This window comes from Pseudomonas syringae (genome assembly GCF_021606685.1).
In the GTDB taxonomy this organism is placed as follows: domain Bacteria; phylum Pseudomonadota; class Gammaproteobacteria; order Pseudomonadales; family Pseudomonadaceae; genus Aquipseudomonas; species Aquipseudomonas syringae_R.
This window is the reverse complement of the sequence record NZ_WKCB01000014.1, coordinates 77,377-91,706: the sequence shown is the minus strand read 5'-3', so window position 1 is coordinate 91,706 and position 14,330 is coordinate 77,377. Positions and strand designations below refer to the sequence as shown.

At 62.6% G+C, this 14,330-nt stretch carries 14 protein-coding genes; 6 read left to right on the top strand and 8 right to left on the bottom strand.

Annotated features, from left to right (window positions below; translation table 11 throughout):
* The 3 genes from GIW02_RS08595 to GIW02_RS08585 all read left to right on the top strand — a co-directional run.
* Positions 1 to 485 (top strand): aquaporin (locus tag GIW02_RS08595; protein ID WP_236421828.1); only part of this gene is annotated, 485 nt, incomplete at its 5' end.
* 246 nt (positions 486 to 731) lie between these two features.
* Positions 732 to 1,427, top strand: coding sequence for a hypothetical protein (locus tag GIW02_RS08590; RefSeq protein ID WP_236410970.1), 696 nt, complete (start codon positions 732 to 734; stop codon positions 1,425 to 1,427).
* Positions 1,424 to 2,320 (top strand): hypothetical protein, encoded by an 897-nt coding sequence (locus GIW02_RS08585; protein ID WP_236410971.1) that lies wholly within the window; start codon positions 1,424 to 1,426, stop codon positions 2,318 to 2,320. The genes GIW02_RS08590 and GIW02_RS08585 overlap by 4 nt, the downstream gene beginning before the upstream one ends.
* Before the next feature lie 13 nt (positions 2,321 to 2,333).
* Here GIW02_RS08585 and tal read toward each other — a convergent pair whose 3' ends face one another.
* From tal to GIW02_RS08550, 7 genes are all read right to left on the bottom strand, one after another.
* Entirely contained in the window at positions 2,334 to 3,263 is a 930-nt protein-coding gene (gene tal, locus GIW02_RS08580) for a transaldolase (RefSeq protein ID WP_236410972.1), read from the bottom strand.
* Positions 3,264 to 3,286: 23 nt separating this feature from the next.
* Positions 3,287 to 4,240 (bottom strand): sugar-binding transcriptional regulator, encoded by a 954-nt coding sequence (locus GIW02_RS08575; protein ID WP_236410973.1) that lies wholly within the window; start codon positions 4,238 to 4,240, stop codon positions 3,287 to 3,289.
* Between the two features lie 45 nt (positions 4,241 to 4,285).
* Positions 4,286 to 5,086 (bottom strand): SDR family oxidoreductase, encoded by an 801-nt coding sequence (locus GIW02_RS08570; protein WP_236410974.1) that lies wholly within the window; start codon positions 5,084 to 5,086, stop codon positions 4,286 to 4,288.
* 18 nt (positions 5,087 to 5,104) lie between these two features.
* Positions 5,105 to 5,869 carry an SDR family oxidoreductase gene (locus tag GIW02_RS08565; RefSeq protein WP_236410975.1) on the bottom strand — a complete coding sequence of 255 codons (765 nt, stop codon included), beginning with the start codon at positions 5,867 to 5,869 and terminating at the stop codon, positions 5,105 to 5,107.
* Positions 5,870 to 6,017: 148 nt separating this feature from the next.
* A complete protein-coding gene (locus GIW02_RS08560) occupies positions 6,018 to 7,526 on the bottom strand; it encodes a sugar ABC transporter ATP-binding protein (protein WP_236410976.1) in 1,509 nt (502 codons plus the stop codon).
* 15 nt (positions 7,527 to 7,541) lie between these two features.
* Positions 7,542 to 8,474, bottom strand: a complete 933-nt coding sequence (locus GIW02_RS08555) for a sugar ABC transporter substrate-binding protein (RefSeq protein WP_236410977.1) — start codon at positions 8,472 to 8,474, stop codon at positions 7,542 to 7,544.
* Positions 8,475 to 8,524: 50 nt separating this feature from the next.
* A complete protein-coding gene (locus GIW02_RS08550; RefSeq protein ID WP_236410978.1) occupies positions 8,525 to 9,532 on the bottom strand; it encodes an ABC transporter permease in 1,008 nt (335 codons plus the stop codon).
* A gap of 362 nt (positions 9,533 to 9,894) precedes the next feature.
* Here GIW02_RS08550 and GIW02_RS08545 point away from each other — a divergent pair, with 362 nt between their 5' ends.
* From GIW02_RS08545 to GIW02_RS08535, 3 genes are read left to right on the top strand one after another with little or no spacing between them, the layout of a single operon-like run.
* The gene (locus tag GIW02_RS08545; protein WP_236410979.1) at positions 9,895 to 10,731 is read left to right on the top strand and encodes a transketolase; all 837 of its coding nucleotides are present in this window, start codon (positions 9,895 to 9,897) and stop codon (positions 10,729 to 10,731) included.
* Complete coding sequence (locus GIW02_RS08540; RefSeq protein WP_236410980.1) at positions 10,721 to 11,653, top strand: transketolase C-terminal domain-containing protein; 933 nt, start codon at positions 10,721 to 10,723, stop codon at positions 11,651 to 11,653. The genes GIW02_RS08545 and GIW02_RS08540 overlap by 11 nt, the downstream gene beginning before the upstream one ends.
* 5 nt (positions 11,654 to 11,658) lie before the next feature.
* Positions 11,659 to 13,134 (top strand): FGGY-family carbohydrate kinase, encoded by a 1,476-nt coding sequence (locus GIW02_RS08535; protein WP_236410981.1) that lies wholly within the window; start codon positions 11,659 to 11,661, stop codon positions 13,132 to 13,134.
* Positions 13,135 to 13,288: 154 nt separating this feature from the next.
* Here the strand turns inward: GIW02_RS08535 and GIW02_RS08530 are convergent, their stop codons facing one another.
* Entirely contained in the window at positions 13,289 to 14,233 is a 945-nt protein-coding gene (locus tag GIW02_RS08530; RefSeq protein ID WP_236410982.1) for an aliphatic sulfonate ABC transporter substrate-binding protein, read from the bottom strand.
* Positions 14,234 to 14,330 lie beyond the last annotated feature (97 nt).

The following is a 14,330-nucleotide window of genomic DNA, read 5'->3' as shown; positions in this document are numbered from 1 at the left end:
TCGGTCTGTGGGTGGGGCGCCGAGTGCCTGCCGTGGATGTGCTGCCGTACATTGTGGTGCAGGTTGTGGGGGCGATTGCGGCGGCGGCGGCGCTGTACGTGATTGCCAACGGGCAGCCCGGTTTCGAGATGGGTGGCTTTGCCGCCAACGGCTACGGCCCGCTGAGCCCCGGCCTGTTCGACATGAAGGCCGCGTTGCTGGCCGAAGTGATCGCGACGTTTTTCTTTGTACTGATCATCATGCGCGTGACTGCGCCGGGCGCGGCGCCAGGCTTTGCGCCGATCGCCATCGGCCTGGCGCTGACCTTGATCCACCTGGTGCTGATCCCGGTCACCAACACCTCGGTGAACCCCGCGCGCAGCACCGGCCCAGCGTTGTTTGCCGGCGCCGAGTACCTGTCACAGCTGTGGTTGTTCTGGGTCGCACCAATTGTCGGCGGGGTGCTCGGCGCATTGGCGGCGCGTGGCTTGGGTGAGCGTCGTTGAGGTAGATAACACGCCGCGCTGAGTCGGCGCAAAGAAGGGAAGCGGTGATCCAGACGCTTCCCTTTTTTTGCGTCTGAATACACGTGCATGCGACCGTTGGTCGACTTTCAGTGTGCGAAAAGTTAATAAGTTGACGTCATTTTTCTCGCCTTTTACTATCGCCAGCCGGTGATGGCATCGCAGTATTTTCCAGCGTCCTCGTCACCCGCACTGCTGACAAACTTTTCCCCCTAAAAGGATTTTCTCGTGGGATTTCGCTCGTTCCGACACTGTATCGCCCTGTTTTTTGTGTGCTCCGGCCTGTTTGGCTGCGCGGCCAATATTCAAAAGCCGATCGAACTCGACGCCCAGTTCTGGAATGACAAGAACCAGACCATCGGCGTCGCCATGACCACGCTGCCGCCTTCGGAGCTGGTGCTGGCCGGCAACCAGGGCTTGCTGGACCTTGCGATCAACAAAGGCGTCAACAGTAAGCTCAGCACTCAGGTGAGTACCTGGAAGCTGCAGGACACTGCGTCGATCCCGGATGAAATCGTCGCCAAGCTGGTCGCCAAGGGTTACAAGGCCAAGCGCGTGGACGAAGCGGTCGACATCAAGCTGTTCAAGGAAACCAAGTTCCGCGAAGGTTTCTTCGGCCGCGACCTGACGCCGTTGCAAGCCAAGTACGGCGTGGATCGTTTGCTGTTGATTTCCTACACCGCGAGCGGCGCCTACCGCACTTACTACAGCGTTGTGCCGACCAGCGTGCCGACACCGCAAGTCGGCGGTATTGGCCTGGTGGTCGACCTGCATGACAACCACTTGCTGTGGTACAAGCCGTTTGCCGTAACCCAGCCGGCCCAGGGCGAGTGGGACCAACCGAACTACAGCAACCTGTCGAACGCCTACTACCAGGCAGTGGACAGCAGTCGCCAACTGGTTATCACCCCGTTCGCCCAATGAGGGCGGCGGGTTGCGCGCTGCTGATCGCCGGCAGCCTGTTGCTGGGGGCCTGCGCCCAGCACGCGCTGCCGGAGCCCGCGTTCAACACACCGTCGGCGCTCTCGTACATCAACGCCCATGGCGCCAAGGTCGAGGTCCGGGTGCCAGCCCAAGGCTTCATCACCGCGTCCATGGTGATTGACAGCAAGACCGCGCTGAACGCCGCGCAGGTCAGTGACAACGTCACGCGCACTGCTGTCAATGCAGGGGGCGTGGTGGGGTTGTTGATCGCCAGTGCCATCAATACCCGTACCGGTGTGGGCGCCCTGGAGCGCGACGCACGCCAGAGCGCCGAGAACGATGCGCGGCCGATGGCGGCATTGCTCGCCGAGCAGAACCTGGAAGCGGCGTTCACCCAACGTTATCAGCACACCAGCCAGGCGGCGGGCTTGCCCGCGGCGCAGGGGCCGGTCAGCGCGTTGGTGCTGATTGAACCGCGGCTGGTGCTCAGCGCCGACCGTGGCAGCTTTGTGCTGGTCAACCGCGTACAGGTTCAGGATATCGCCGGCTCGGTGCTGTATCAGCGGCGGATTGAAGTGGTCGGGCAGCCGTTTCGCAGTTGTGGGGCGCAATGCATCGACGACGGCCATCTGGAATCGGCCAAGGTCAACGCGCAACTCGAAGTCTGCATCGATGAAGCCATGCGCGTGTTTGCGCAAGACTTGCGCGCGGTCGATAGCCAGGCTGAGGTCGAGCAAACCGTGCGTTATGTGCTCGATGGCCGGCGCGTGGTGGAGCGCGGGCGGCTATTGCCGTCCGCAGGGGTCTACCACCGTTACCGTAACCTGGACGGCGCGATCAAATCGGTGCCCATGCCGTTTGAAAATGTGGCGGTGCAAACCGTCGCGCCGTAACGGCGTACGTGGCTTATGCGTTAGCGTTGCTCAGCAGCTGCTCGAGTTTTTCCTGGTCCCGCGCGAACTGGCGAATGCCTTCGGCGAGTTTCTCGGTGGACATCGCGTCTTCGTTGGAGGCCCAGCGGAACTGCGCTTCGTTGAGCGGCTGACGCGCTTCGCCGGCGGCGCCTGGCAGCAGTTTACGTTCCAGCGTGCCGTTGTCGTCGGCGAGCTTTTGCAGCAGGTCGGGGCTGATGGTCAGGCGATCACAACCGGCCAATTGCTCGATCTGGCTGAGGGTGCGAAAGCTTGCGCCCATTACCACGGTCTGGATGTCGTTGGCCTTGTAGTAGTTGTAGATGCGCGTCACCGATTGCACGCCCGGGTCATCGGCGCCGGTGTAGTCCAGGCCGGTGCTCTTGCGGTACCAATCGTAGATGCGGCCCACGAACGGCGAGATCAGAAACACTCCGGCGTCGGCACAGGCCTGGGCCTGGGCGAAGGAGAACAGCAGGGTCAGGTTGGTCTGGATGCCGGCCTTTTCCAGGCGCTCGGCGGTGCGGATGCCTTCCCAGGTGGAGGCCAGTTTGATCAGCACGCGGTCGCGGCCGATGCCGGACTGGTCGTACAGGGCGACCAACTGGTTGGCCTTGGCCCACAGTGCGTCTTCATCGAAGGACAAGCGCGCATCGACTTCGGTAGAAATACGTCCGGGGATCACCTTGAGAATCCCCGCGCCCACCGACACCGCAAAGTGGTCGCAGGCCAGGTCCACATCGCCCTTGGACAACGTCACCGCACTGCGCAGCAGCTCGGCGTATTGCGGGATGGCGGCGGCCTTGAGCAGCAGCGAAGGGTTGGTGGTGGCGTCCACCGGGCGCAGGCGGCTGATGGCTTCCAGGTCGCCGGTGTCGCAGACCACGGTGGTGAATTGCTTGAGTTGTTCGAGCTTGGACGTCATGAGCGGCAATCTCCAAAAGTAGATTATTGGTTGAGGGCCTGAGCGGTATCCAGGTCGGTGATCAGGATGTCCAGGTAGCCGCCCTTGAGCGCGCCACGAATCGCCTGGACCTTGTTCTGCCCGCCGGCCAGGCCGAGCACACGGTGGATCGAGCGCAACTTGGGCAGCGCCACCGACACCACGAATTCTTCATCTTCTTCCAGCACCGGCTGGCCCTGGGCATCGAAGTAGCGCAGGCAGATATCACCGACGGCACCGCGCTCGGCCAACAGGCGCAGCATGTCTTCGGTGTAGTAGTTACCGCTGTTGCGCAGCAGTTGCGAGGGCTCCAGGTCGCCAATGCCGACAATCGCCAGGGTGATGCTGTCAAAGCGTTGCAGCACTTCCTTGACCTCTTCCATCTGCACGATGCGCTGCTTGCTCTGCACCGATTGCTCGATGCTTTGCGACGGCAGCAAAAACGCCGGGCAGTTGAGCAGGGTGGCCAGGCGCTGGGTCAGCAGGGTGGCTTCAAACGCCCCTTTGTTACCGACGCCGCCCAACAGTTGTACCACTTCCTGGGCGGCTTGTTTGCCCGGTTGTGCGTGCAGGTGGCCGACCATGGCGCGAATGGTGCTGCTCCACGACGAAATGCCGATATGGTCCTGGGGCGACAGGCTGGTTTCCAGGTAATGCGCGGCGGCCGAGCCGATGGCCTGCTTGATGCTTTCATCATTGCCGGGCTCGGTGGCTTCCACCACGATCACCCGGCGCACGCCGTAGCGGCGTTGCAACTGGGTTTCCAGCTCCAGGTGCAGGCCTTGCAAGCGCATCACGCTGATCTTCACCACGCCTTCCTGCAGCGCCCGACGCAGGGCGCGGCTGATAAAGGATTGCGACAAATCAAGCTGCGTGGAGATTTCGGACTGCTTGAGCCCTTCTTCGTAATAGAGGCTCGCGATCTTGGTGATCAGACGCTGTTCTTCGATCTGGCTCATGAAAGCCTCAGTTGTTGACTCAATGGCCGTGAGGATACCAAACCCTTACGACATGATCAGGCCGCCGTCGATATTGATCGCCTGGCCGGTCAGATAGGCTGCGTCGTCCGAGGCCAGGAAGGCCACCAGGCCCGCCACGTCGGAGGGTTTGCCGGCGCGGCGCAGGGGGATGTTCTTGACCCACTCGGCCATCAACTCGCCCTTGCCGTAGCGTTTCTCGTCGGTGCTGAGGATCTCGCCCCACACGCGGTCGTTGTAGTCCCACATCTCGCTTTCGATGATGCCGGGGCAAAACGCGTTGACCGTGATGTTATGCGGCGCCAGTTCCAAAGACAGGCTCTGGGTGATGCCGATCACGCCCATCTTGCTCGCCGCGTAGTGCGGCGTGTAGATAAACCCCTGGCGACCCTGGCCGGAGGAGGTGTTGATCAGCCGCCCGCTGCCTTGCTTGACCATGTACTTGGCCGCTTCCCGGCACCCCAGCCACACGCCGGTGGTGTTGACCTGCAGCACCTTGTCGAAGTCGGCGCGGGGCATTTTGTCGTAGTGGTCGATGGTGATGATGCCGGCGTTCTGCACCGACACGTCGATACTGCCGAAGCGCGCGTGGCCTTCGCGGTAGAGCTTTTCGATATCGCTTTCGTCGGTGACGTCGATGCCCAGTGCCAGGGTGTCAACGCCATATTCCCCGGCCAGTTGGTCGGCGGTGAAGGTCACGCGCTCCAGGTCATTGGAGGCCAGCACCAGGTGGGCGCCTTCCTGGGCGAAACGCTCGGCAATGCCGGCGCCGATGCCACGGCAGGCGCCGGTGATCACTACTGTTTTACCGCTGAATCGTTGCGACATGACAAGGGGCTCCACGGGTTACCAGCAAACGAAGCCGCCATCGACCAACAGGTCGACGCCGGTGCAGAAAGACGAGGCCTCGCTGACCAGGAAAATCGCCGGGCCGACCATTTCTTCCACGCTGGCCATGCGACCCATGGGCGTGGTCTGTTCGAAAATCTTCACTTGGTCGGCGACTTCCGGGCGCGAATTCATCGGCGTGGCGGTGTAGCCGGGGCTGATGCAGTTGACCCGCAGGCCCTTGTCGGCCCATTCCATCGCCAGGCTTTTGCTCAGGTGGATCACCCCGGCCTTGGAGGTGTTGTAGTGCGCCTGCAACAGGCCACGGTTGACGATGCTGCCCGACATGGACGCGATGTTGACGATGGCGCCTTTACCGCGTGGCAACATCACGGCGGCCTGGGCCTGGCAACTGAGGAAGATGCCGGTGAGGTTGATGTCGAGGGTGGTTTGCCAGCGCTGCAGCTCGAGGTCTTCGGCGGCCTGGGCATTGGCGATACCGGCGCAATTGACGGCGACGCTGAGTTCGCCGAGTTCGGATTCGGTGCGCGCCACCGCTGCATCGAGTGCCGCGCGTTCGGTGACGGTGCCGCTCAAGGCCAGGGCGCGACGGCCCAGGGCCTGGATGCGCTCGACGGTGCTGGCGATGCCAGGGCTGCCGGGCAGGTCAAAGCAGGCCACATCGGCACCGGCTTCGGCCAGCCCGACTGCGATGGCTTGGCCGATGCCGCTGCCGGCACCGGTGACGAAGGCGACTTGGCCCTGAAGACTGAAAAGTTGCATGAATTACTCCATTCTTGAAATCACAGCAGATCCCCTGTGGGAGGGGGCTTGCTCCCGATAGCGCTCTGTCAGTTGATACGTTGGGTGACTGATACACCGCTATCGGGAGCAAGCCCCCTCCCACATTTGAATCTCTATAGGTCTTGGGTTATGCGGTGGCCATTTCCATCACCGACACCGGGGTGGCCTCGCCGCGATCCAATATCCCCATCTGTCGACCGCGGCTCATCACCATCACCCGATGGGACAGCCCGAGCACTTCGTCCAGGTCCGAACTCACCACAATCACCGCCATGCCTTTAGCCGCAAGATCGGCAATCACTTCATAAATCGCCGCCCGTGCACCCACGTCGATGCCGCGTGTGGGCTCATCGAGAATGAACACCTTGGGATTGCGTGCCAGCCATTTGGCGATGATCACTTTCTGCTGGTTACCGCCGGACAAACTGGAAATCCGCGACTGCGGCGCACCCTTCACGCCAAGGCGCGCCACCGCCGTGCGGGCGAATTCGCGCAGGGCGGCAGGCAGCACCCAACCGCGCGCGTCGAGCAGGTCGGTGTTGCCGTAAATCAGGTTGTCTTCGATCCGATGTTCCACCACCACGCCTTGCTGCTTGCGGTCTTCGGGCACCAGCACCACACCGGCCTGGATCGCCTCGAAAGGGCTGCGCAAGTGGCGCACGTCACCGTCGAGCACCATGTGCCCTTGAATGTCCTGCGCCGCACCGGCAATGGTGCGCACCAGCTCGGTCCGCCCAGCGCCGACCACCCCGGCAATGCCGAACACTTCGCCGGCGCGCACGCTGAAATCGATGCCGTGCAGGGCGAATTCGCGACAGGTGAGGTCCTTGACCTGCAACATTACCGTGGCCTGCGGCGGCTGCAGGGCGGGGAAAATCCGCTCCAGGCTGCGCCCGACCATCTGCTCCACCAGCTCGCGCACCGGCACTTGCGCCGTGGCGTGCAGGGCGATCTGGCGACCGTCGCGCAGCACCAGCACACGGTCGGCGATGCGCGCGATTTCTTCCAGGCGATGGCTGATATAGATAAACGAAACACCTTCGGCCTTGAGCCGCTCGACCTGCTTGAACAACAGCTCGGTTTCTTCACCACCCAAGGCGGCGGTGGGCTCGTCGAGAATCAACAGGCTGGCTTTCAGGGTCAGCGCCTTGGCGATTTCCACCAGTTGCTGGGCCGCCACACTCAGGCCTTCGACCTTGCGTGACGCCGGCACCTTGAGCCCCAGGCGTTCCAGTTGGATTTGCGCCTGGGCCTCGATGTACTCGCGGTCCACCCGCCCGTGACGCATGGGCAGGCGGCCGACGAAGATGTTCTCGGCGATCGACAATTGCGGCAGCAGACGGATTTCCTGGTGGATCAGGCCGATCCCGGCGCTCAGTGCCGCGCCCGGTGACGCCGGGGCGTACGGCGCGCCGAGCCAGGTCATGCTGCCCCCGGCCTCGGGTTGCACCAGGCCGGCAATGATCGACGACAAGGTCGACTTGCCTGCGCCATTCTCACCGAGCAATGCCAGTACTTCGCCGGGGCGAATGTCCACGTTGACCTGCGACAGCACCTGCACCGGCCCATAGGCCTTGCTGATGTTACGCAGGCACAGCACCGCGTCGGGGGCTGTGTCCAGAGCTGCTGCTTGCATGGCGACCTCCAAGGCTTACGGGTGCTGTTGCAGAAACGGCGCGACGTTGTCTTTGGTGGTCAGCACGGTCGGCAACAGTTGTTCCTTGGGCACGTCTTTACCGGCCTTGAGGTCGATGGCCGAGGCTACGGCCAGGCGCCCCATTTTCTGCGTCTGCTGGGTCATGGTTGCGTCCAGTACGCCGCTTTGCACGGCCTTGAGCCCGGCGACGTCGCCGTCGAAGCCGACTACGACGACCTTGTGGTCGAGGTTGCCGACCTTCACCGCCTGGGCCGCGCCCAACGCCATGGCATCGGCGCGGCCGAAGAATACAGTGATGTTGGGGTCACGCTGGAGCAGGTCCTGGGCCACGGCGAAGCCTTTGTCCTGGGCCCATTCGGCGGGTTGCTGGGCGACGACCTTGAGGTCCGGGAAGGCTTTCAGGCCTTCTTCAAACCCCTTGGCGCGATCATTCTCGGGCGTGGTGCCGAGCTGGCCTTGCAGGATCGCGATGCGGCCCTTGCCCTCGGTGATCTTGCCCACGTACTCGGCCAGGGTCTTGGCGCCGGCCACGCTGTCGCTGGCGATAAAGGTGTCGCCCGGTGCGTCGGGGGCGTTGCGGTCCACGGCGATTACCGGGATGCCGGCAGCCTTGGCGGCCTTGACCGGTACACCGGCAGCGGTGGCACCGGCGGGGATGTAGATCAGCACGTCGATCTGGCGGGTGATCAGGTCTTCAATCTGGCTGACCTGGGTGGAGGAGTTGCCTTGGGCGTCCACGGTGATCACCTTGATCCCCTTGGCCTTGCCCTCGGCTTCCACCGATTGCTTGATCTGGTTGAAGAAGTCGGCCTGCAAGTTGGCCACGGCCAGGCCGATGGTCAGGTCCTTGGCCCAGGTGGTGCCGGTGGCGGTGAGGGTCGCGGCCGCCAGAGCAGTGGCGATAAGCAGTTTCTTGGGGCTGAACATGTCGGTGACTCCTGGTTTTATTGTTGGAGGGTGTCAACTGTCGAACAGGTTTAACGGGCAGTGCTGGAGCGGCGTCGCAGAGTATCGATAGTCACGGCGAGGGCGATGACCACGCCGATCACCACTTGTTGAATGAACGGGGAAACCCCCAGCAGGTTGAGGCCATTGCGCAGCACGCCAATGATCAGCACGCCCACCAGAGTGCCGCCGATGCTGCCCACGCCACCGCTGAGGCTGGCGCCGCCAATCACCACGGCGGCGATGGCGTCCAGTTCCAGGCTCAGCCCGGCGCTGGGTTGCGAGGAGTCGAGGCGCGCGGCCAGGGTCACGGCGGCGATGCCGGCGAGGGCGCCGCTGATGGCGTAGACCCACAGGGTAATCGCGCGCACCTTGATGCCCGACAGGCGCGCCACCTCCGGGCTGCCGCCCATGGCGTAGAGGTTGCGGCCACCGGCGCGAAAGCGCAGGAATACCCAGGCCACCACCAGCATCACCAAAAACAGCCCGACAGTCGCCGACAGGAAACCGAAATGGCGCACCGTGGCCAGGCTGGTGAACCACTCCGGGTAGCCGACGATCTGCCGGCCTTCGGTGAGGATATTGGCCAGGCCACGGGCCACCGACATCATGGTCAGCGTGGCAATGAACGGCGGCAACTTGGCATAGGTGATCAGCCCGCCGGAGACTAGCCCGGCGAGCATGCCGGTGGCGATCGAAATGGGGATGGCAAAGCCCAGCGGCACCGCCTGGTCCTGGTAGAGCCAGCCGAGCATCATCATCGAGAAGGCCAGCACCGAGCCGACCGACAGGTCGATGCCGCCGATCACGATCACCGCCGTCATGCCGATCGCCAGGATGCCCAGCACCGTGACCTGATCAAGAATGTTCAGGCCATTGCGCAACGAGAAGAAGAATTCGGAACTGAAGGAGAAAACCAGCACCAGCAGCACAAGGCCGATCAGCGGGCCGCCGATATTGCTGGGGAGCAGTTTCACCAGGCGGGGGCGAGGTGGCGGCTTGAGTTCGGCCGGGTGCTGGACAATAGCTTTGGCGTCCACAGTGTTCTCCTGATTTATTTTTTTTGGAGTGCTTTCAGGCGCTTTGAATATTTATGCGTGCCTGACTGTTAATTCAGATTCCAGTGACACCGTGGCAAAGTCAAGCGCTTAATTTTTCATGCATGCCTCTAGATCGCTGCTTTCACACCACGCAAAGCCACGAGATAGATGGGCCGGCGTGGGATTCTAGCCGTCTGTCCGAGGCGGTTTTCGTATTTTTATTTCATTTTTCAAGGGGTCGCTCACTTGACCTGCTCGTCATTCGGCGCCTAAATAGAAATATATTGTCACTGCTGAATAAATATTCAAAGACAGCTTTGGACACTTTCACCCCGCGTGGTCAGCCTCAAAGGAGCCGCTGCATGAATGCCTTCCAGTACGACGCCCACCAGATCAAAGAACAGGCCCGCCTGATCCGGCGCCACGTGATCCGCCTGAATGCCGACTCGCCGGCGGGTGGCCATACCGGGGCCGACCTGTCGGAAACCGACATCCTCGCGACCTTGTATTTCCGCATCCTCAATACCGGCCCCGAACGCACCGAAGACCCCGAGCGCGATATTTATATCCAGAGCAAGGGCCACGGTGTCGGCGGCTTGTATTGCTGCCTGGCGCAGGCGGGCTATATCCCCACCGAATGGCTGCCCACCTACCAGCACTTCAACTCGCACTTGCCCGGCCACCCGGTGCGCCAGAAAACCCCTGGCATCGAACTCAACACCGGTGCCCTCGGCCACGGTTTGCCGGTGGCGGTGGGGTTGGCATTGGCCGCGAAGATGTCTGGCAGCAAAAAACGCATCTACGTGCTGACCGGCGACGGCGAGCTGGCCGAAGGCTCCAACTGGGAAGCGGCGATGGCGGCTGCCAAGTACGGCCTGGATAACCTGTTTGTGATCGTCGACAAGAACAAGCTGCAGCTCGCCGGGTTGACGGCCGAGATCATGCCGCTCGACCCGCTGGACGTGAAATGGGCCGCCTTCGGCTTCACCGTCAGCGAGTGCGACGGCAATGATGTGGGCCAGTTGATCGAGACCCTTGAACGCATGCAGAGCCAAACGGGCGCGCCCCAGGTGCTGATCGCTCACACCATCAAAGGCAAAGGCGTGTCGTTTATCGAAGCGCGCCCCGAATGGCACCACCGCGTGCCCAAGGGCGATGAAATCAATGCAGCACTGGAGGAGTTGAACCATGGCGAATGATCATTTGGCGAGTGTCATGGTGGAGGCCTTCATTGCCGCGGTCGATGCCGGGCTGGACGTGGTGCCGGTGGTCAGTGACTCCACTTCCACGGCCAAGATCGGCCCGTTCATGCAGCGCTTTCCCGAGCGGCTGATCAACGTCGGCATTGCCGAGCAGTCGCTGGTCAGCGTCGCAGCGGGGCTGGCCCTGGGCGGCAAGATCGCCGCCACCTGCAATGCCGCGCCGTTTCTGATTTCGCGGGCCAACGAGCAGATCAAGGTCGACGTCTGCTACAACCAGGCCAACGTCAAGATGTTCGGCCTCAACGCCGGCGCCAGCTACGGCCCGCTGGCCAGCACCCATCACAGCATCGACGATATCTCGGTGATGCGCGGCTTCGGCAATGTGCAGATTTTTGCCCCGGCCGATGGGATTGAGTGCCGCCAGATCGTCGATTACGCCCTGCGCTATAAAGGCCCGGTGTATATCCGCCTCGACGGTAAAGCGTTGCCCGACGTGCATGACGCTGACTATCGGTTCAACCCAGGTCAGGTGGATATCCTGCGCCAGGGCGCTGACGTGAGCATCGTTGCCTTGGGCTCGGTGGTGCACGAAGCGGTGGACGCGGCCGCGCTGCTGGCGGAGCAGGGCATCCAGGCGCAGGTGATCAACTTGTCGTCGATCCGGCCGTTGCAGCGGGACGTGTTGCTCAGCGCCTTGAGTGGCACCCGCGCAGTGATCAGCGTGGAAGAACACAATATCAACGGCGGCGTCGGCAGCCTGGTCGCCGAAGTGCTGGCCGAAGCCGGGTTGGGCATCCCTTTGATCCGCCTGGGCATCGGTGACGGTGAATACGCCGCCGCCGGTGCACGCGAACCGACCCGCGCCTTGCATAACATCGACGCGGCTGGGATTGTGGCGGCTGCCACTCGGTTGCGGTGAATGCAATGACTAACAACACTCCGCTGATCCTGGCGATAGATGAAGGCACCAGTAACGCCAAGGCGGTGCTGGTCAACGAGCAGGGGCAAGTGATTGCCCGAGGCTCTCGGCCGCTGAGCATCAGCCATCCCCAGGCCGGGTTTTCCGAGCAGGACCCGCTGCTGATCTGGCAAAGCACGTTGGCCGCGATTGAAGAATGCCTGGCCCAAGTGGACCGCCCGATCACCGCGCTTGCCATCAGCAACCAGCGCGAATCAGTGGTCGCCTGGGACCGGCATACCGGCGAGCCGCTGTCGCCGTGTATCAGCTGGCAATGTCGGCGCTCCACAGCGCTGTGCACGCAGCTGCATGAGCAGGGTCATGAAGCGCTGATCCTGGAAAAAACCGGGCTGGCGCTGGACCCTATGTTTTCGGCAGGCAAATTCCGCTGGATTCTCGATCATCTGCCAGACGGCCACGCCCGTGCGGCTGCGGGCGACATCTGCCTGGGCACGGTCGACAGCTGGCTGTTGTGGAAACTCAGCGGCGGCCAGGTGTTTGCCACCGATTATTCCAACGCCGCGCGCACGCAACTGTTCAACCTGCACACCTGTGCCTGGGACCCGCAGTTATTGGCTATTTTCGCGATTCCGGCGGCGGCACTCGCGCCGATCCAGCCGAGCGCCGGGTTCTTCGCTGAAACCGTCGCGCTGGGCGGCTTGCCCGCCGGTATCCCGGTGATGTCAATGATCGGCGATTCCCACGCCGCGCTGTATGGGCAGGGCGGCTTCGCGCCGGGGCTGGTCAAGGCCACCCTCGGCACCGGCTCTTCCTTGATGACCCCCATGAGCGGCCCGATCGCTTCCACCCATGGGCTTTCAACCACCCTGGCCTGGCACGACGGCGACCAGCCGACCTTCGGCATGGAAGGCAATATCGTCCACACCGGCGCCGCCGTGCAGTGGGCCTCGCGCCTGGTGGCCGGGGAATCCCTGGACGCGCTGACCGAACAGGCCGCGCAATTGCCGGACAATGGCGGCGTGTACTTCGTGCCGGCGCTGTCGGGGCTGGGCGCGCCGCACTGGAAAGCCGATGCACGCGGCCTGATCTGCGGCCTCAGCGAAGCCACTTCCGGCGCGCATATTTTACGCGCGTCGCTGGAGTCCATCGGCTATCAGATCCGCGATGTGTTCGAGGCCATGCAGCAGGATATCGGCAGCCCGCTCAAGGAGCTTTGGGTGGACGGCGGCGCCACGCGCAACCGCTGGTTGATGCAATTCCTCGCCAACCTGCTGCAACGTCCGGTGGTGCGCAGCCTGTCGCCGGAAGTCTCGGCGCTGGGCGCAGCGCACCTTGCGGGGAGGGCGTTGGGGATATGGGCGAGTGATGAAGCGTTGGGCGCGTTGGAGCGTCAGCGTGAGCGGTTTGAGCCGCAGGATGATCCGGCGATGGCTGGCCGTTATGCCGAGTGGAAAAAGGCCTTGGCCCGCACCCTGCTCTAAAGACTGGCGGCATTCAAATGTGGGAGGGAGCTTGCTCCCGATTGCAGTGTGTCAGTCAATACATAAGCTGACTGATACACCGCCATCGGGAGCAAGTCGAATCGTCGCACCGCCCCTCCCACATTTGGATTTAGATTTAGACTGTGTGCAGTTCTCAAGGCTTCCAGGTCTGCACATCCTTGGCATCCACCGCCTTGGGCAACAACCCCGCCTTGAAGAACGCATCCGCAATCTTCTGCTGCTCACCCAACTGATCAGCCGTCACCGGCTGCACCTGATAACTGCGGTGCGCATTCGCCGCTTCCACCGTGGCCACATCCAGGTTACCCCACAGCGGGCCGAGCACTTTGGCGGCGTCCTGCGGGTGGGTTTTCACCCACTGGCCAGCCTTCTCCAACTGCGCGTACACCACCTTCAACACCTCGGGATGGGCTTTGGCGTACGGCGTGCCGGTCAGGTAATAGCGCTTGTAACTGGCCAGCCCGGCGCCGTCTGCCAGGGTGCGCGTCGGCAGTTGACGCTGCACGCTGGTGAGGAAGGGTTCCCAGGTGACCCAGGCATCTACTTTGTTGTTCTCGAACGCTGCACGACCATCGGCAGGCGACAGGTACGCCGGCTCGATATCCGAAAACGCCAAGCCTGCCTTGGCCAGCGCGGCGATCAGCAAATAGTGGGTGCCGGCGGCCTTGGTTACCGCGATTTTCTTGCCTTTCAGATCCGCCAATTGCTGGATCGGCGAGTCCTTGCGCACCACGATGGCCTGCGCCGACGGCGAGGGCGCTTCCTGGGCGAAGTAGGTGAGTTTGGCCTGGGCCGCCTGGGCGAAGATCGGCACGGTGTCGGCGACGTCGGCGCTGATGTCCACATTGCCCACGTTCAGCGCTTCCAGCAGCGGTAGGCCGCTGGGGAACTCGTGCCACGACACGTCGATGTTGTCGGCCTTGAGGGCTTTTTCGAGGGTGCCCTGGGTTTTCAGCAGGGTGATCAGGGTCGAGGATTTCTGGTAGCCGATGCGCACGGTTTGCTGGGCCTCTGCGCTCACAGCGACAGAAAAGGCCAGCAACCCGAGTACAGCGGCGAGGGGACGACGTATGGACATGGCGCGCTCGATCTTCAACGAAATAGCGCTGAGCATAAAGTTCTAAAAACCATTCGATAAATACTTTTTCGATCTGAGCTTAGGAGGCTTTTTGCGT